We start from the raw sequence: 18,269 nt of genomic DNA, 5'->3' as shown, positions 1-18,269 counted from the left end.
ACAGTATAAAAAAAATTATATGAACGATGGAAATTCAGAGTCCCCTCAAGGCAATTTAGGGGTCGGAATTATAAACTACGGAGCAGGCAACATTTTCTCCCTTACCGCAGCATTAGATCGCCTAAATGTGACCTACGGTATGGTAAACACAGAAAACGACCTCGAAAAATATAGCCACATCATTATCCCTGGAGTAGGCCATGCAGGCGCTGCGATGGAAAAACTAAAGGGAACCGGACTAGTTGAGGCCATTAAAAAACTCACTAAACCTGTGCTGGGTATCTGTGTGGGCATGCAGCTGATTACCGAACACTCAGAAGAGGGTAATGCGGCGCTTTTAGATATCGTTCCCGTGAAAACCAAAAAATTCGATAAATCGCTGAATATCAAAATACCACACATGGGCTGGAATGCGGTGAACACAAAAAACAATCCGCTATTTACAGGTGTTGAAGATAATACACAATTTTACTTTGTGCATTCGTACTTTATTGAATATAACCCTACTTTTGACATCGCATCTGCTGATTATGGTTTAAAGTTTTCGGCAGCGGTACAAAAAGACAATTTTTACGGCGTTCAGTTCCACCCTGAGAAATCGGGAAAAGCCGGCGAATTAATATTAAAAAATTTTTCAAACTTAAGCTTATAAAATGTACATAATACCTGCTATTGATATTTTGGATGGAAAAGTTGTCCGTCTGCGTGAAGGCGATTACAACCAAAAAACAGAGTACGATGTTTCTATTGCCGAAATGATAGAAAAATACCGTTCAAATGGTACGGATTTTATCCACATTATTGATTTAAATGGAGCCAAAGGCGATTTTAGCAACCAAAAATCACTTTTCGAGATCATCAAAAAAACCGAGATGAAAGTGCAGTATGGTGGTGGAATCAGAACGATTGAGCAGGTTAACAATCTGCTTGATGCAGGTATCCACCGGGTTATTGTAGGTACACAGGCCATTACCAATCCCGATTTTTTACCTCAGTTAAGCGAAAACTTTGCAAAGAAAGATGATTATGCCAACCGCATCGTAATTGCCATTGATGTTTTGGATGAAGTGATCAAATACTCGGGCTGGATGGAAAGTTCGCCGATTAAACTGATGGATTACGTTGACAAATGCCTTTCGCTGGGTTTTTTCCGTTTCTTATGCACCGATATCAGTAAGGATGGAAAATTAGGTGGTGCAGCTGTTGAGTTATACAAAAAACTGCTCGAACACTCTCCAATGATTAAATTAATTGCTTCGGGTGGAGTGAGTTCGATGGAAGATATTTACGAATTGGCCAAATATCCAATCAGAAGTGTTGTGGTAGGAAAAGCAATTTACGAAGACCGGATAACTATCGAAGAAATTAAAGATTGGAATTTGAAGGCGCTAAGTTCAATCTAATTCCATAAATATTTATGTCATCCTGAAGAATGAAGGATCTGCCCACGATGAAACAGATGCTTCGTTCCTCAGCATGACAACCAAACAAAACACATGCTTTCAAAAAGAATAATTCCTTGTTTAGACGTTAAAGACGGCCGTACAGTTAAAGGTGTAAACTTTGTTGATTTACGCGATGCAGGCGATCCTGTTGAGCTGGCTGCCCAATATGCGCAGCAAGGGGCAGATGAACTCGTTTTCCTGGATATTACGGCCACACACGAGCGTCGTAAAACGATGATTGAAATGGTTAAATCGGTTGCCCGTCAGTTGAATATTCCTTTTACCATTGGTGGTGGAATAACTGAGATTGCAGATGCTGATGCCCTTTTAAATGCAGGTGCAGATAAAATCAGTATCAATTCTGCAGCTGTTCGCAACCCTAAATTGATTGAAGACCTTGCTAAAACTTTCGGGGTACAATTCGTGGTTTTGGCTGTCGATACCAAACATGTAAACGGCAAAAACATGGTTCATTTAAACGGAGGCAGGTTAATTACCGAACTGGAAACCGAAAACTGGATTAAACAGGCGGAAGATTTAGGTGCAGGAGAAATTTTGTTAACCTCTATGGATCACGATGGCACTAAAGCTGGTTTTGATTGTGGATTATTGGGTAAAATAAACCAAATGATCAATATCCCGATTATTGCATCGGGTGGAGCAGGAAGCATGGAGCATTTTACCGAAGTTTTCCAGAAAGCTAACGTTGATGCCGCACTTGCAGCTTCGGTATTTCATTATGGTGAAATTTTAATCCCCGATTTAAAACAGGAATTAAGAAGGAACAATATTCCCATAAGGATATAATATAAGTCCGGAGTCGGCAGTCCATAGTCATGAGTCTGTTTTTCCGAAATAAAAAAATAAAATGAACATCGATACATCAACCCTTGATTGGGATAAAACGGCTGGCTTACTTCCAGTAATTATTCAGGATTATAAAACTTTAGAGGTTTTAATGCTGGGTTATATGAATGCCGAGGCTTTGGAAAAAACACAGGCCGAAGGTAAGGTAACTTTCTTTTCGCGCTCAAAAAACCGACTTTGGACGAAAGGTGAAACCAGCAATAACTTTTTGTTTGTTAAAGAACTTTTTGTGGATTGTGATAACGACACCATTCTAATCAAAGCTGATGCTGTTGGCCCAACCTGCCATACCGGTAGCCGCAGCTGTTTTAAAACAGACTTTAACCAGAATTTTATTTTTGAACTTGAAAACATCATCACTGATAGATATGAAAACCCTGTTGAAGGATCGTACATCAACAAAATGCGTGCTAAAGGTTTAAATAAAATTGCGCAAAAAGTTGGCGAAGAAGGTGTAGAAACCGTAATTGCCGCATTAGCCGAAACAGAAGAGGAATTTATTGGAGAAGCATCCGACCTTGTTTTTCATTTATTGTTTTTATTGAAAGAAAAAGGTTTATCTATTCAGGATATTGCTAAAAATTTAGAGAAAAGACACAAATAAGGTAGAGGGCTGGAAGGTTGAGGGTTTAAGGCAGATTGAAATGAAACTTTAATCAAAGTATAAATAGAAAAATGAAAAAACCTTCTAATTTCATCACAAAAAACAAACGTGCTTTTATAATTTCACTAGTCTATGTCGGGTTTGGAACAATTTCAATATGTTCAATCTCTGGCTCAGACTTATTTTATGGAGACTGGGCTATGTACGGTGTTTTGATTACTTTTCCAGTTACTATTATAAGTTTTGGTTATCGATTTGCTGAAACGAATTATCTTATTCCTGTAATAATAATTCAGTTTATTATGTTTATCCTCACTTTTATTTTTCTAAGCTTAATTATTAAAGAGAATAAAAATAATTTATCGCATTAAATGCTTAAATACTTAAAAACACTTTCTGGCCATCAAAACCCTGTTTACGCTTTAGCCAACGCTGATGAAGACGGCATATTTTTTAGCGCTGGAAATGATAAGGGCGTGGTAGAGTGGTCGCTACTTAACATGGCTTTTGTGAAGGTTAAAATGCCGGTACAAAGCTCTGTTTATTGCCTTCATTACTACAATGAGCAATTATTTGTTGGAGAACGGAGTGGCGCTTTTAGTGTTTACGACCTAAAAGAACAAAAGGTAATTTTAAGGATTAATGCGCATACTAAACCTATTTTCGATATACAAACGGTAAAAAGTAAAAATGAGCTTTTAACAACAGGAGAAGATGGTACTGTTGCGGTTTGGTCGTTGAATGACTTTAAGGAAATTTACCGTTTTCAGGTAGCTTACGATACGGTGAGGGCCATTGCAATTTCTCTAAACGAAAATGAGGTAGCTTTTGGCTGTAAGGATCACCTGATCAGGATTTATAACCTGGCAGATTATAGTTTAAAACAATCGATCGAAGGGCATTCATTACCTGTAACCTCATTGGCTTATCACCCAACAGGCAAATACCTGATTTCGGGGAGCAGGGATGCCCAGTTAAAAATATGGGATTTGCCTAATTATGAACTCAGAGAAACCGTTCCGGCACACCTATTTACCGTGTATAATATTGCCTTCCATCCTACTCTGCCCTATTTTGCAACCAGCAGTCAGGATAAAAGCATTAAACTTTGGGATGCAGAAAACTTTAAACTCTATAAAATATTAAGTCTGGAAAAAACTGGGATTGGCCATACCCATTCTATCAATAAAATTATTTGGAGCCATGATGGCAAATACTTGATTTCTACAGGTGATGACAGGCAGGTAATGGTTTGGGAAATGGAAAGCTAATTTTTTTTCGTTTTTTTTTCGAGGTCAGAAACATCAGCTACATCAATCTTTCTGCCACTAGATTTTTTGTTTTTTATTAAATCATCTAGACCGATATAATTTACTTTAAAATCTTCCTCTAACTCAATTTCTAGCTTTTCTGAAAAAGCTTCTTCAAATAGAACACCATCAATACTGGTTAAAATATCTATTCTTAATGGAGGATAACCGATTTGATTAATTAAATTTGGCTTTGAAAAGTCGTCAATTCCAAATCCAACAGAAGCAAACCCAAAATCATTGATTACCATAACCATCTTGGATGCATTTTACTCAGATATATCAATCCAGATATCTAAATCTCCTGTATATCTCGGTTTTCCATGAAAAGCCATTGCATATCCACCTACTATAAGATAGTTTACCCTATACTATTTAGCAATTTTAAAAAATCCTCAAAATCCTCTGAAAGAATCATTTTCGAATGGTTGATTTTTTAAATTTTGTTTTATCCATTCTCTGTCCAGGTTTTAAATATTGTCCGACTAAAAACGTAACAGAAGATAATCTTTCTAATGGAGATTTAGTAAGCCAGTGATTTAAATCCTGAGATGCCTGGTCGTGCTCATTCATGTTATATTTATGCCCAACCATTGCCATTTTCCTAATTTTCGGCTCCATTTCGCTGTAGTTATCTATACAAATATAATCAAAAAACAAAGAATATAGGGTTTAAAAGGCCACTTAGAATAATGAAGCTAATTTTTTCTGGTATACAACGGGTTGATATCCCGTAGCTGATTCCTTGTTTTGTAATATACCCTCTTCCAAAACGGCGTTCTGGTAATAACAATATCTCCCATAATTTCGCTACTAGCACGTAATTCAAGGTTAAGTATTTTATTAGTAGATAAATTTACAGTTGAATATAATGGCTTATAACCAATATAAGTGATGGTTAAAGTACAGTTTTTATCATCAAAATCTGAAGGCAATTTAATCTCAAAGTTTCCTTTTTCATCAGTAGAAGCAAAAGCTAACCGCTGGTTTACCATAACAGATACTGAAGGAAGTGGCTGTTTATCATCTTTATCTATCACCCTGCCTTTTATTGTTTTTAAGGTATCAGCTAGAATCTCTGTTTTCTTTTCAAAAGCAGTGCTACTGTGGTATCGTTCTGTTTGACTGAAAGGCGGTTTTATTACTTTGGCATCGCTCAACTTAGGAAAACTCAAAAAAGCCAATAAAGATGCGGCGATCAGGCTTGGTTTAAATCTACCGAGCGTATAATTATCTTTTGCACTGATTAAACGGTCAAGTTGCTCCGGTTTTAACCTTCCACAGTTCTTCCCTTTGTTTTCACTAAACCAACGCTTCAGCTCTGCGTCCGTAAAATTGGTAAAATCAATAACTGATTTTTGACATGAACCACAAAATTTACCATTTGCATGTGGCTGCATCAATTCCCATTGTTCTTTGCATGGATTAGCAATCTGAATTTTAAAACTAGAGCTCATCAATTCAATATAATAAATTATCTAAAAATATTGATAACAGAACTTACAATTCTCCTGGTTACCGTTGTTTTTATCGAAATGCCTCCAAGCCTTCCAACCAATTGCTCGCTTAAATTATCCATCACTATCTGATTTGTTAAATCCATTTGCATTGCAGGTTGTAACACTACTGAGATTTCTTTTTCCTCACCTAAAAGGAAAAAACTTTTTTTTGTTTCAAAAGCATTTGAAGTAAAGATTAACTCCGAGATTGTTCTATTTTTTGGTTTTTTAATTTTAATATAAAATGAACCGTCTGCTGCTGTTTTCACATCAATATTTTGCTCCTTTAATACTATATTGATATGATTTAAACCTATACCATCCTGGTCGTACACTCTCCCTTTTATAAAAGTATATTCCCCTACCTGATCATCCAAAACTTTTTCATATTGTACTTCGGTTACTTTTTCTAATACTTCAGCATGTTTTGCATAAGTAAATTTAGGAATACTTAAAAAGGTTAAAATTGAAGCCGCAATTAAACCAGGTTTAAAAGCTTTGAAAATTGGATGATTTTTTCTACCACCGATATAGCGATCAAGTTGCTCCGGTTTTAACCTTCCACAGCTCTTCCCTTTGTTTTCACTAAACCAACGTTTCAGCTCTGCGTCCGTAAAATTGGTAAAATCAATAACTGATTTTTGACATGAACCACAAAACTTCCCATTGTCATGCGGCAGCATCAATTCCCATTGTTCTTGACAAGGATTAGAGATTTGAATTTTAAATTTAGATGGCATAAAAAAATGTATCTTTTATTATAGGATACATTTTTGGCTACTATTCCACAAAACGTTTAATAATTCTCAATTTATGTGAGTATTTCCCCAGTTCTTTATTAAAAATCCCCTGATCATCAATTGGATCGATTTTCACCTTGGCTGAAGAATGGATAATTTCATTCGGACTCAACATAATACCCACATGAGTAATTTTGCCTTCTTCATTATCAAAAAAAGCTACATCACCAGCTTTGCATTCGGCTAAAAAACCTACCAATTCACCTTGTTCGGCCTGTTGCGAAGCATCACGGTTTAATTTGACACCCAACATTTTAAATACGGTTTGCGTAAAGCCTGAGCAATCTAAACCAAATAAATGCCTCCCCCCCATAGGTATGGAATGTTTTGAAAAAACTTTGCTGTATCGGTCACCTGATCTTTAAAATTGACGGCACTATTGTCATGCACTTCAAAATTAAGCTTGAATTTTTCTTCACCCGCATAACAATATCCATCCTTTAGAAAAGGAAGGTTACTAGCCGGGCTTAAATGATAGGCACTTCCATCAGCTGCAGTTAACACATTATTGAAACTTAAAGGGGCCAATAATTTACAATCGTGCATTTCTGCAAACTGGCTTTGACTGATCGGGGCCAACTGTCTGAAATCCATCCAGCCTTCGTAACCATCGTAGCCATTTTGGATGAGCCACCAACGTTCATCTTTCTGAATTATTTCGACATGATCGCCAAATAAAAGTTGCGAAACAATTTCTGCTTTATCTGATGCATCTGCTCTTAAAGGTGCTACAGCAACCCTACAAATACCGTATTGATTTTCCATTTAAATCTGCTCGTGAAACTATTGTAAAACTAATAAAATACATCCATTGCCTAACATTTTGCGCGCAAATTTGTTATTTTTATGATGTTCACCTTTTAAATGTACCGCCATGAATTTTAAAAAAATATTAATTGCCGTTGATAACAGTACCTGCTCAGAAAAAGCGGCTAAAGCCGGTTACGACATGGCTGAAAAATTTGGAGCAGAAGTAGCATTGGTTAACATCATCGAACCTGTTCCCGCAAATGTAAATCCTGACTTAACCTTGGCTCCGGTATTTTTAGAAACTTACGACAACAGTGAGGAAAATAGCCATATTTTGTTAAAAGAAATGGAAACCAAATATGGTAAGGGGATTACAACAACTTATTTAAGCATAGTAGATACTGCAGCGCATGGCATTATTCAACAATCAGATGAGTGGGGATCTGATTTAATTGTTATCGGCACTTATGGCCGTACAGGTTTGTACCACTTTTTAATGGGTAGTGTTGCAGAACACGTTGCACGGAAATCTGCCTGCCCTGTTTTAATTATCCCTAATAAGTGTGAGGTAGACTAGTTCACTGGTTCAATAGTCATTAGTTCATTGGTTCGTATGATGCAAAAAATACCTTCGTGTTAATCTGTGCATCTGTTGCGAAAAAACTGGTTAATCGGTTAACTGTTTAAATTGGTTAATTGCACAGAATTCCAATCTCCTTCACGGTTGTCATCCTGAGGGTTAATTTATAGTATAAAATCAATTAATGATAGGTGGATAAATAAGATAGTCTCTTTAGAATCGTCATTTCGACCGCAGTGGAGAAATCTGCCTAGGTAGATTTTTCCATTCTGCTAAGTTACAATCGAAATGACGAAACCTAGGATCCCATATAAATTCATTGAATATTGTTTATTGGTAATTAAAAACAAAAATCCTTTTAAACAAAAAAGTCCCGCTTTATGCGAGACTTTTTATTCTAATATCAGATAAAACTATCCTTCCTGGTGCAACCAGGCTTTCTTAGCTAATAATTCTTCTTCAGTTTCGCGGATATCTTCATCATCCACGCAACAATCAACCGGACAAACTGCCGCACATTGAGGTTCATCGTGAAAACCTTTACACTCTGTACACTTATCGGATACAATGTAATAAACTTCATCCGAAACTGCCTCTTGAGCTGAGTCAGCTTCGATTTGTTGATTACCAAAATCAATGATACCATTTAAATTGGTACCATCAGAAAAACGCCATGCAGTACCGGCATCGTAAATTGCGTTGTTAGGACATTCCGGTTCGCAAGCCCCACAATTTATACACTCATCTGTTATTTTAATCGCCATGTTTTCGTCTAATTCTTTTGCTTAGTTTACCTTTGCACTGCAAATATAATACATAATCACTTAATAATAATTCTAAATATGTCAGCATTAACTCAAGAAAAAGTAATTACCGCGTTTAACAAACTGGGCACATTGCTTACAAACCCTACTGACATACTAGGAAATGCAATTTATAGTGCCGAAAATGCCAATGCCTGGTTCACCACAGAAAATGTAAAAAAATCTGTTTTATCCTTTGCCGAGATGTTAAACGAGGCAGATTTAACCGTTTGGTTTAAATCAATAGGCTTTAACCAATCGCCTAAAAAGGTGGGACTGATCCTGGCAGGCAACATTCCGATGGTAGGTTTACACGATGTTTTATGTGTAGTGGCCACTGGAAATATTGCATTAATTAAACTTTCTTCAGCTGACGACAAATTGATTAAAGCAGTGCTTGCCGAATTGATTAAAATAGAACCTGCATTTGAGGCTAAAATTGAATATGTAGAGCGATTGAAAGATTTTGATGCGGTTATTGCCACAGGAAGTAATAATTCGTCGCGTTATTTTGATTATTATTTTGGTAAAGTGCCAAACATCATCCGTAAAAACAGAAATAGTATCGCAGTTTTAGATGGATCTGAAAGTTTTGAAGACATTCAAAATCTGGGTAATGATATTTTCGATTACTTTGGCTTAGGCTGTAGAAATGTATCCAAAATCTATTTCCCTAAAGGTTACGACATTGCAAATTTTTATGAAGGGATTGAAAGTTTTCAGCCCATTATCAACCATTTTAAATACAATAACAACTACGATTACAATAAATCTATTTACCTGGTAAATGCTGCTAAACATTACGATAATGGCTTTTTATTATTAAAAGAAGATGAAAATTTAACTTCGCCATTGGCCGTTCTTTTTTATGAAGAATATAACAGCCTAAAGGAAGTAGAAGATCAGTTAAAGGCTAAATCAGAAAATATCCAATGCATTATTACCAAATCGCCTTTAAACGTTAACACTTTTGGTTTTGGCCAAAGCCAGCATCCAAAACTTTGGGATTATGCCGATAATGTAAATACAATTGAGTTTTTGAATGGGTTGAGTTAGTACGCTTTACTGAAAACACATTATTATTACAGTTAGTTATTCGTGTTTAAATTTTATTTAATATTGCATAAACCCTGAGCCAGTAAATGCACCGTTTAGTAAAATCACTATTCTTCCTCTATTTAGCAGTATTGGCTGGAACGGTAAAGGCTCAACTTTGCAAAGGTACTTTTGGAAAGCCTTTAATTAATCAAACATTTGGACAGGGCAACAATACAGACAGCTGGTATGGGCCATTGGAGCAATATGCACCAGGAGCCTATACTTTTACTACTTTTATGGGTCCTCCGGGCCGAAGCCCATCAGCCTTAAGCCCTAATCAGTCTGGATTAGTAAAAACACCTGCAACCCCAGGAAATCCTTACCCTATTTACTGGCAGCCGCACGCAGATCATACCGGGGATGATAATGGATTAATGCTTTTAATTGATGGTATTGCTACTCCAACTGTCTTTTTTGAACAAAAAATGGATAATCTTTGTCCAAATACCATTTTGCGGTTATCTATTTGGGTACTAAATGCGAACTCTCCGGCTGCAAATTCGCAGGATCCAAATATGATATTAAGGATTATCGATCCAGCTAACCGGGAATTAGGGAATAAGTCTACCGGAAATGTTCCTGCAGATCGAATTTGGCATCAATATTTTATAGATTTTAATAATGGGAACAGTTCAACCATCACGCTGCAACTGATCAACAATACCGCCACAAACAGTGGCAATGATTTTGCCTTGGATGATATTACTGTTCAGGCCTGCGGACCAAGTCTCAGCCCATATTTTAATGGAAATGATCAATCGCTGAGCATGTGCGAAGATAATACACAAAATTTCACGTTAAATGCCAACATTACTTCATCATACGCTGATCCGGTTTACCAATGGCAGGAAAATACCGGTAACGCCTGGACTGATATCGCAGGTAAAACCTCCAGACAGGCTTCTATAGATTTTTTAAACCGCGCAAAAGGCACATATCAATATCGTTTAATTACGGCCACAAACGGAAATATTGATAAAATATATTGCAGAACTATATCAGATCCGGTAACCCTTACCGTTAATCCTCAATTAAATACTTCTGCAGGCAATAGTGGCCCAGCGTGCCCTGGTTCTAATGTACAACTTATGGCCGGTGATGGCAGTTCATTTAAATGGATAGGTCCGAATGGCTATACTTCTGATTCAAAAAATCCAATTATTAATAATGTACAGGCCAATATGGCTGGTGTATATACCGTTACGGCTAGCTTAAATGGCTGCACCAGTACTGCATCTACAACATTAACCATGTTAAGTCCTGCCGTAATTTCTACCAATATCAATGCTATTTCTATATGCGAAAATAGCCCGGTACAGCTAATGGCAACCGGAGCAAGCAGTTACAACTGGTCGCCCAGCGAAGGCTTATCTGATCCTAACATTGCAAATCCTATAGCACAGCCTAAGGTTACTACAGTATACCGTGTTGCCGCAAATGATGGAAGCTGTAGTACCACAGCCCAGATAACGGTTAATATTTTAAAACCTTCTTCAACAGATGCAGGAACAGATCAAAAGATCATAACTGGCCAAAGCATCACCTTAAACGGCAAAGTAAGTGGCGGTGAAATTACCTATTTCTGGACGCCATCCGATTATCTTGATGATCCGACAAAGCTAAACCCCGTTGCCACCCCACCACAAGATATCATTTATACCTTAACCGCTGTATCTAATTTAGGTTGCACAAGCAGCAGTGATGATGTTTTTGTAAAGGTTTACCCAGAAGTAGTTATTCCCAATACCTTTAGCCCAAATGGCGATGGCGTAAACGATACCTGGAATATTCCGGCTGCTTCCGCTTTTCAGAATCCGCTAATTAAAATTACCAATCGTTATGGCCAGTTGGTTTATCAAAGTACAGGTACTTTTAAACCCTGGGATGGCAAAATAAATGGCAAAGACCTCCGCCGGCCGTGTATTATTACAGCATTTATTTAAACGGAGATTTTAAAACCTACAGCGGCTGGGTAATGTTGATGAGATAAAAAGGGCTTCTTGCTTCCGCTTCTCATTTGGAAATGCTATTTTTGAACACAATGTATATCGTTAAAGTAAAAGGCATAGCCAAAATTCCAGATTACGTACAGTTAAGAGATGACAAGTTTACGCTTTTGGCTTATTTTAGGGTTGACAGACCTGATAAATCACTGGAAAAACTCGGACTTGGCGACAAGCAGGATTACATTATGGAAATGGTTAAAGGTTTGCCTTTTGGGCAGATTGCAAAATTGGAAATATAAAATATGGCAGGCAACTCAGTAATTCATTTAAGCAATGTTGATGTTTTTCAACAAAAACATTTAGTCCTCTCAAACGTAAATTTACATATCGAAAAAGACGAATTTGTGTTCCTGATCGGTCAAACAGGTTCGGGCAAGAGCAGTTTGCTTAAAATATTATACGGCGACCTCCATATTGGTAATGGTGAAGGTAATATTGCAGGTTTCGACCTTAAAAACCTTAAGGAAAGTCAGGTGCCGTTTTTACGCCGTAAATTAGGCGTGGTATTTCAGGATTTCCAATTGCTTACCGACCGTACCATCGAAAAAAACCTCGAGTTTGTATTAAAGGCTACGGGTTGGAAAGATGAAAAACTAATTAACGAACGCATTAAAGATGTTTTGGATAAAGTTGGTTTACGCTCTAAAATTAAAAAAATGCCACACGAAATTTCTGGTGGAGAGCAGCAGCGTATTGTAATTGCAAGGGCTTTGTTAAACGACCCGGAGATTATCCTTGCTGATGAGCCTACAGGGAACTTAGATCCAGAAACATCAGAAGAAATTGTAACCCTCTTAAAACAGATCAGCCAGGCAGGAACCGCGGTTTTAATGGCTACACACGATTACCATATCATCCGTACTTTCCCTTCACGTATTATCAAATGTGAAAGCGGAGTGGTACACGAAGATGCCCAAATTGTATAAAAAATTCTGACATCCGTCAGCTAATCAGCCAATCTGTTCAGATAAATTCAAATAAATCTGACAGCTTGGCTGATTTCGGTTTATGGCAAAATAGTTGAGATTAACACAAAAAAAATTGAGCCTGGTATTATGTTTAATAAGAAGAAAAATAACGATAAAGAAGAAAATATAATGAATACTGAAAATACATCAGAAAATACTGCTGAGAATGTAGAGAATACTGATGCTTCTACAAATGAAACTGAGCAGGCTCCAGAATTATCTGCCGAAGAAAAATTACAGGCAGAAGTTCAACAGCTTAACGATAAATATTTGCGTTTATATGCTGAATTCGACAATTACAAACGCCGTACCCAAAAAGAACGCGTAGAATTATTGCAAACAGCAGGTAAAGATGTAATTGTATCGCTATTACCTGTTTTAGACGATTTCGACCGTGCATTAAAAGCAATGGAAACTGCTGCTGATGTAGCGCCTGTTAAAGAAGGTATTTTATTGGTAAGCACCAAACTAAAAAACACTTTGGCACAAAAAGGACTGAAAGATGTAGAAAGCATCAACCAACCTTTTAATACCGATTTCCACGAAGCAATTACCAATATTCCTGCACCTACCGAGGAGCTTAAAGGAAAGGTAATTGACGAAGTTGAAAAAGGCTATACTTTAAATGATAATGTGATCCGCTTTGCTAAAGTGGTAGTTGGAGCTTAAGAAATAATTATTGAATGAGAGAATGTCAGAATGAGTGAATTAACCTTCTCTCATTCCATCACTCAATCATTCAATCATTCTAAAAAGAAGATGAGTAAAAGAGATTATTACGACGTATTAGGCGTAACTAGGGGCGCAGCTGCTGATGAGATAAAGAAAGCCTATCGCAAGATGGCAATTAAATATCACCCGGATAAAAACCCTGGCGATAAAGCTGCTGAAGATAAATTTAAGGAAGCTGCTGAAGCTTACGAAGTTTTAAGTAGTGCGGAGAAAAAACAACGCTATGATCAATATGGTCATGCTGGTGTTGGCGGTGCCAGTGGCGGTGGCTACGGAGGTGGCGGCATGAATATGGACGATATTTTTAGCAATTTCGGAGATGTATTTGGTGGCCACAACCCTTTCGAAAGCTTTTTTGGCGGCGGTGGTGGTCAGCAACGTGGCGGTCGCCGTGTAGCTAAAGGCTCTAACCTGCGTATAAAAGTAAAATTAACTTTAGAAGAAATTGCACACGGTGCAGAAAAGAAAATCAAGGTTAATAAACTCATTGTTTGTAAAACCTGTGATGGTTCTGGCGCAAAAGATAAATCATCAGTAAGTACATGTGGTACCTGCGGTGGCAGCGGCCAGGTACGCAGGGTAACCAATACCATTTTAGGACAGATGCAAACGGCATCTACCTGCCCAACCTGTAACGGAAGCGGACAACAGATTACTTCAAAATGTACAGTTTGTCATGGAGATGGCGTAGTACGTGGCGAAGAAACCATTACCATTAACATCCCTGCAGGCGTAAGTGAAGGCATGCAGTTAAGTATGAGCGGTAAAGGAAATGCAGCACCAAATGGTGGTATCCCGGGCGATTTGATCATCCTGATTGAAGAAATCCCTCACGAAACCTTAAAACGCGAAGGAAACAATATTGTTTATGATTTACATCTAAGCTTTGTTGACGCAGCATTAGGGATGAGTATCGAAGTACCAACCATTGATGGTAAAGCGAAAATCAAAATAGATCCGGGCACACAAAGCGGAAAATTATTACGCTTAAAAGGTAAAGGTTTACCTGAAGTTAATTCTTACCACAGAGGTGATGAAATTATTCACATCAACATCTGGACACCAAAGGCCTTAAGCAGCGAAGAACGCAGCGCTTTAGAGAAGTTACGCGAATCGCCAAACTTTAAGCCTCAACCAGGCAAAAATGATAAGAGTTTCTTCGAAAGAATGAAAGAATATTTCGAGTAATGAATTCAATATAAAGCAAGAAAGCCGATGTTATCAACATCGGCTTTCTTGTTTTTAATACTAGTCTACAAAATTGTTGTAAGCAGAGCGCATATTGTCCTGATTGCGGACCAATTCTTCAATATTGTAATCGGTTAATTTACCAGATGCAGAAGCATCACGCATCATTTTTCTTGCAGCAATTAAATAATCATTTAGCCTTTCGTTAAAATTTCTAAAATAACCATCTTTACCCGGAAACTTTGTTGCATCGGGTGCAGCCATAGCTACATGTTTATTATGCTGATCTTCGAGTACCTGATAGGCGGCTTTAGCCTTTGCCTCTATAGCTTTATAACTTTTGCTACCCGCCAATAATTTGGTAAATTCAGCGGTCGCACTCCGGTCATCTTTTAATGCAAATATGTACTCTTTTAACGGATGTGTTTTTAAAATTACACGCTCTGCATCATCTCCAATTAGGTTTAATTTAGCCAGAACCACCTCATCATAAGTATAGTATTTTTTACCCATGCTGTAAATAGAATCTATCAAAGTTTTTCCTTTAGTCCCCTTATCATCCTTCCAGTCTTCCGCTTTAATGTATTCATCTAATGATTTATATGTTTCCTTAATTTTATCAAGCAAACCGGTCATTGCGACTACATTTTCCTTAAAAAATTTCTGATCATCATTATTTAAAGAGTTGGGTGGGGTATCTGGTTTTAACCTGCTGCTGTTAATTGTACTCATCGAAAATGGATGGATTAAACCAACAAAAGCAAAACGGTCATTCGGCTTAGCAAGGCCCTTCTCGATTCTATCTAAATTGCTTTCAAGACTCTTGAGGTAACTATTGTTTTTATCCGTAAAACTTACCATCACATTATTATATTCAATAATGGCATTTACATCTTTTTCATCCGCTTCGGCATAAGCAGTTTTAGCATTATTGTCTTTTTTCTTATCATTTTTACAGGCAGTAAATGACAGTGTGAGCGCAAGGGCAGTTAATTTTAAGATAGTTTTCATAGTTTAAATTGTTTTCATCATCTGATCTCCGATCAGAGCAAATTTTAAACCAAAAAGTTGTGTTGTTTTAAAAGATTCCTCCCTGTCGTCATTTCGAGCGGAGCGCAGCGCAGTCGAGATGACACCCCTTTTCTCCTAAGCCAGCTTACATATTATACAGGGTTACAATTTCAACAACTAGGTATTAATAATAAAAAAGTGGACGAATTCAACGAAGCCTTTAAAAAACATCCCATCACCTGGACGATATTTATAATTTATACCATTGGGTGGGCCTTACCTTTAACAATAAATGTTTTTTTCGCCAAATCAATGGAAAATCTTCCTCATCAAAAAGATCATCACTCTCCTATTATTGGCTTACTTACACTTTCAGTTCTTTATTTTTTAGTTAACCTCACATTAGGTTTTATCGGTGGAAAAAATAATGTCTATTTAAAGTTTTCGGGCTATATCGGCATTTCGATGATCCTATTTACATCTATATATAACGGATAATAAACCTTTTGTGCCGATGCCTGTCTTCTATATATGAAATGGAGAATTGGTTGTTCAGGATTTTATTACCGGGAGTGGAAAGAAATTTTCTATCCAAAAGGATTGGCGCAAAAAGATTGGTTTAAATATTATTGCGAACATTTCAACACCATAGAAATCAATTCTACCTTTTATAAAATGCCCACGCAAAAATCATTTGATAAATGGTATAGCGAAAGTCCGGACGATTTTTTGTTTACCATTAAAGCACCGCGTTTAATTACCCATTACAAACAATTAAATGATTGCGGGCAACTTATCAGCGATTTTTATGAAGCCATCCAATTGGGTTTAAAAGAGAAGTTGGGTTGTGTGCTGTTCCAGTTTCCACCTAAATTTGATTATACTGGAGAAAGATTAAAGCTATTGATTGATCTTTTAAACCCAGAATTAAAAAACGTGGTAGAATTCCGCCATTTAAGTTGGTTTGAAGAAGATCTTTATAAGAAACTAGCCAAAAACAATATCATTTTCAGTGGACAGAGCTATCCATCTGCCCTACCCGATGATGTAATTCAAAATACAGCAACTGTTTATTACCGTTTTCATGGGAAACCTGTTTTGTATAAAACTGAATACGATATTAAAGTGATTAATGATTTTAAAAACCAGATTGGAGATAAGGAGAAAGAGGTTTTTGTGTACTTTAATAATACATGGGGCGTTGGCGCATTACACAATGCCAAACAATTGCAGGAATTGATAAAACAGTAAATCATTTCATTTTTTTTAGAAAAGCAATTGCAGTGCTTATTTTAATGTTAGCCGGGCTATACGCTGTAGTCCCGATGAAACCTGTGAAACAAGCAAGCACACAATAAAAAAAAAAATAAATAGTGCTTAAATCGGGAGCTGCCGCTACTATCCCGTTTATTTAACCCGTGTTTGTGCTGCTATTTATGAACCTCTGACAATAGTCCGGTTTTTTTTACCCTTCGTAATCTTGCCAAAAGCTATTAACGTAAAAAAATAAACCTGATAGCAATGATATTTCGGTGCACTAACTTTATTTTAGCACGAACATTAACAAAATTTAATGGATAGCAGGACTGCAGCCCCCGAAGAAATGCTGTTTCTGCTTTCCAAAAAAATAAAACAAAAAATATGCGTGTTGCCGTTATCGATCTTGGAACCAATACCTTCCACTTACTTATTGCTGAAACAGCAGGGAAAGAGTTGAAAATCCTCTACAAAACCAATATCCCCGTTAAACTGGGCGAAGGAAGAATTAACGATAACATTATCATTCCGGCAGCATTTGAAAGGGGTGTGAAATGCCTTCAAAATTTTAGCCATACCATTGCCGAATATCAGGTAGAACAGGTGCGGGCTACTGCAACTTCAGCCGTTCGGAGTGCAGAAAACGGTCAGGATTTTGTTAACGCTGTAAAAGAACAGGCCGGAATAACAATCGAAACCATTAGCGGTGATGAAGAGGCTGAGCTGATTTTCCAGGGCGTTAAACTGAGCGGTGCCATTACCGATCTTTCACTGATTATGGATATTGGTGGTGGCAGTGTAGAATTTATCCTTTGCGATACCGAAAAACTGATCTGGAAAAAAAGTTATAATATTGGTGCAGCACGTTTAATGCAGCAGTTTTTTAAATCAGACCCCATAAACGACGGCGACAAAAATGCCATTTTATTCCATATTCAAAATCAATTGGCCGATCTTTTCGACATCTGCGAAAAACACCAGCCAAAAGTGCTGATCGGATCAGCTGGGGCTTTTGAAACCTTTGCGGAGCTCACCATCAGAAAAAATAACCTGAAAGCAGATATAAATACCATCAAAACTTTCGAATTCAACTTTGATGACTATATCGAAATTGCAGGCAAATTATTGAATTCTACCCATCAGGAGCGAGCAACAATGCCTGGAATAATTCCATTAAGGGTTGATATGATTGTAATTGCTGCTTTAATTACCAATTACGTTTTGGGCAGGGCAAAGATAAACAGGTTAAGGCTTTCAACTTTCGATTTAAAAATGGGTGTATTGGCCAGCCTGATATAAAAAATGATCCACCAATTGATGGATCACCGAGAGTTTAGCGTATATTAATTTA

The 18,269-nt window shown here is 37.2% G+C and carries 24 protein-coding genes; 16 read left to right on the top strand and 8 right to left on the bottom strand.

Features of this window, described 5'->3' with window-relative positions; all coding sequences use genetic code 11:
* Positions 1–19: 19 nt before the first annotated feature.
* The 6 genes from hisH (at position 20) to H9L23_RS04500 (ending at position 4,187) form a co-directional block, all read left to right on the top strand.
* Positions 20–652, top strand: coding sequence for an imidazole glycerol phosphate synthase subunit HisH (hisH, locus tag H9L23_RS04525; protein ID WP_187593856.1), 633 nt, complete (start codon positions 20–22; stop codon positions 650–652).
* A gap of 1 nt (position 653) precedes the next feature.
* A complete protein-coding gene (hisA, locus tag H9L23_RS04520) occupies positions 654–1,403 on the top strand; it encodes a 1-(5-phosphoribosyl)-5-[(5-phosphoribosylamino)methylideneamino]imidazole-4-carboxamide isomerase (RefSeq protein ID WP_187593855.1) in 750 nt (249 codons plus the stop codon).
* A gap of 93 nt (positions 1,404–1,496) precedes the next feature.
* Positions 1,497–2,252: an imidazole glycerol phosphate synthase subunit HisF gene (hisF, locus tag H9L23_RS04515; protein ID WP_187593854.1), complete on the top strand. Its 756-nt coding sequence runs from the start codon at positions 1,497–1,499 to the stop codon at positions 2,250–2,252.
* A gap of 61 nt (positions 2,253–2,313) precedes the next feature.
* Complete coding sequence (gene hisIE, locus H9L23_RS04510) at positions 2,314–2,916, top strand: bifunctional phosphoribosyl-AMP cyclohydrolase/phosphoribosyl-ATP diphosphatase HisIE (protein ID WP_187593853.1); 603 nt, start codon at positions 2,314–2,316, stop codon at positions 2,914–2,916.
* Positions 2,917–2,987: 71 nt separating this feature from the next.
* Positions 2,988–3,287 (top strand): hypothetical protein, encoded by a 300-nt coding sequence (locus H9L23_RS04505; RefSeq protein WP_187593852.1) that lies wholly within the window; start codon positions 2,988–2,990, stop codon positions 3,285–3,287.
* Entirely contained in the window at positions 3,288–4,187 is a 900-nt protein-coding gene (locus tag H9L23_RS04500) for a WD40 repeat domain-containing protein (protein WP_187593851.1), read from the top strand.
* Here the strand turns inward: H9L23_RS04500 and H9L23_RS04495 are convergent.
* The 6 genes from H9L23_RS04495 to H9L23_RS26515 all read right to left on the bottom strand — a co-directional run bounded on the left by H9L23_RS04495 (position 4,184) and on the right by H9L23_RS26515 (position 7,290).
* Positions 4,184–4,483, bottom strand: a complete 300-nt coding sequence (locus H9L23_RS04495; RefSeq protein WP_246474845.1) for a hypothetical protein — start codon at positions 4,481–4,483, stop codon at positions 4,184–4,186. The genes H9L23_RS04500 and H9L23_RS04495 overlap by 4 nt on opposite strands.
* A 157-nt stretch (positions 4,484–4,640) precedes the next feature.
* Positions 4,641–4,847, bottom strand: a complete 207-nt coding sequence (locus tag H9L23_RS04490) for a hypothetical protein (RefSeq protein ID WP_187593850.1) — start codon at positions 4,845–4,847, stop codon at positions 4,641–4,643.
* Positions 4,848–4,924: 77 nt separating this feature from the next.
* Positions 4,925–5,683: a carboxypeptidase-like regulatory domain-containing protein gene (locus H9L23_RS04485; RefSeq protein WP_187593849.1), complete on the bottom strand. Its 759-nt coding sequence runs from the start codon at positions 5,681–5,683 to the stop codon at positions 4,925–4,927.
* A gap of 17 nt (positions 5,684–5,700) precedes the next feature.
* A complete protein-coding gene (locus H9L23_RS04480) occupies positions 5,701–6,465 on the bottom strand; it encodes a peptidase associated/transthyretin-like domain-containing protein (protein ID WP_187593848.1) in 765 nt (254 codons plus the stop codon).
* A 40-nt stretch (positions 6,466–6,505) separates the two neighbouring features.
* Positions 6,506–6,778, bottom strand: a complete 273-nt coding sequence (locus H9L23_RS26520; protein WP_246474844.1) for a C40 family peptidase — start codon at positions 6,776–6,778, stop codon at positions 6,506–6,508.
* Positions 6,779–6,810: 32 nt separating this feature from the next.
* Positions 6,811–7,290, bottom strand: coding sequence for an SH3 domain-containing protein (locus H9L23_RS26515; RefSeq protein WP_246474843.1), 480 nt, complete (start codon positions 7,288–7,290; stop codon positions 6,811–6,813).
* Between the two features lie 109 nt (positions 7,291–7,399).
* Here H9L23_RS26515 and H9L23_RS04470 point away from each other — a divergent pair, with 109 nt between their 5' ends.
* The gene (locus H9L23_RS04470; RefSeq protein ID WP_025143124.1) at positions 7,400–7,852 is read left to right on the top strand and encodes a universal stress protein; all 453 of its coding nucleotides are present in this window, start codon (positions 7,400–7,402) and stop codon (positions 7,850–7,852) included.
* A 416-nt stretch (positions 7,853–8,268) separates the two neighbouring features.
* On the opposite strand, the gene H9L23_RS04465 is transcribed toward H9L23_RS04470, so the two are convergent.
* Positions 8,269–8,619 (bottom strand): 4Fe-4S dicluster domain-containing protein, encoded by a 351-nt coding sequence (locus H9L23_RS04465; RefSeq protein ID WP_187593847.1) that lies wholly within the window; start codon positions 8,617–8,619, stop codon positions 8,269–8,271.
* Between the two features lie 78 nt (positions 8,620–8,697).
* Between H9L23_RS04465 and H9L23_RS04460 the strand changes: the two genes are divergently transcribed.
* From H9L23_RS04460 to dnaJ, 6 genes are all read left to right on the top strand, one after another.
* A complete protein-coding gene (locus H9L23_RS04460) occupies positions 8,698–9,714 on the top strand; it encodes an acyl-CoA reductase (RefSeq protein WP_187593846.1) in 1,017 nt (338 codons plus the stop codon).
* Positions 9,715–9,800: 86 nt separating this feature from the next.
* Positions 9,801–11,699: a T9SS type B sorting domain-containing protein gene (locus tag H9L23_RS04455; protein ID WP_187593845.1), complete on the top strand. Its 1,899-nt coding sequence runs from the start codon at positions 9,801–9,803 to the stop codon at positions 11,697–11,699.
* A 98-nt stretch (positions 11,700–11,797) separates the two neighbouring features.
* Positions 11,798–12,001 (top strand): hypothetical protein, encoded by a 204-nt coding sequence (locus H9L23_RS04450; protein WP_025143129.1) that lies wholly within the window; start codon positions 11,798–11,800, stop codon positions 11,999–12,001.
* 3 nt (positions 12,002–12,004) lie between these two features.
* On the top strand, positions 12,005–12,688 hold the full coding sequence (locus H9L23_RS04445) for a cell division ATP-binding protein FtsE (RefSeq protein WP_025143130.1): 684 nt from the start codon (positions 12,005–12,007) through the stop codon (positions 12,686–12,688).
* Positions 12,689–12,817: 129 nt separating this feature from the next.
* Positions 12,818–13,399 carry a nucleotide exchange factor GrpE gene (locus H9L23_RS04440; RefSeq protein ID WP_187593844.1) on the top strand — a complete coding sequence of 194 codons (582 nt, stop codon included), beginning with the start codon at positions 12,818–12,820 and terminating at the stop codon, positions 13,397–13,399.
* A 90-nt stretch (positions 13,400–13,489) separates the two neighbouring features.
* The gene (gene dnaJ, locus H9L23_RS04435) at positions 13,490–14,650 is read left to right on the top strand and encodes a molecular chaperone DnaJ (protein WP_025143132.1); all 1,161 of its coding nucleotides are present in this window, start codon (positions 13,490–13,492) and stop codon (positions 14,648–14,650) included.
* Between the two features lie 60 nt (positions 14,651–14,710).
* Here dnaJ and H9L23_RS04430 read toward each other — a convergent pair whose 3' ends face one another.
* A complete protein-coding gene (locus H9L23_RS04430) occupies positions 14,711–15,661 on the bottom strand; it encodes a DUF3829 domain-containing protein (protein ID WP_187593843.1) in 951 nt (316 codons plus the stop codon).
* 198 nt (positions 15,662–15,859) lie between these two features.
* Between H9L23_RS04430 and H9L23_RS04425 the strand changes: the two genes are divergently transcribed.
* From H9L23_RS04425 to H9L23_RS04415, 3 genes are all read left to right on the top strand, one after another.
* A complete protein-coding gene (locus H9L23_RS04425) occupies positions 15,860–16,159 on the top strand; it encodes a hypothetical protein (RefSeq protein WP_187593842.1) in 300 nt (99 codons plus the stop codon).
* A 33-nt stretch (positions 16,160–16,192) separates the two neighbouring features.
* Positions 16,193–16,912 carry a DUF72 domain-containing protein gene (locus H9L23_RS04420; RefSeq protein WP_187593841.1) on the top strand — a complete coding sequence of 240 codons (720 nt, stop codon included), beginning with the start codon at positions 16,193–16,195 and terminating at the stop codon, positions 16,910–16,912.
* Between the two features lie 390 nt (positions 16,913–17,302).
* Positions 17,303–18,217: a Ppx/GppA phosphatase family protein gene (locus H9L23_RS04415; RefSeq protein WP_187593840.1), complete on the top strand. Its 915-nt coding sequence runs from the start codon at positions 17,303–17,305 to the stop codon at positions 18,215–18,217.
* Positions 18,218–18,269: the final 52 nt, after the last annotated feature.

The organism is Pedobacter roseus (assembly GCF_014395225.1).
Lineage (GTDB): Bacteria > Bacteroidota > Bacteroidia > Sphingobacteriales > Sphingobacteriaceae > Pedobacter > Pedobacter roseus.
The sequence above is the reverse complement of the archived record's forward strand: the minus strand, read 5'-3'. Positions and strand labels throughout refer to the sequence as shown.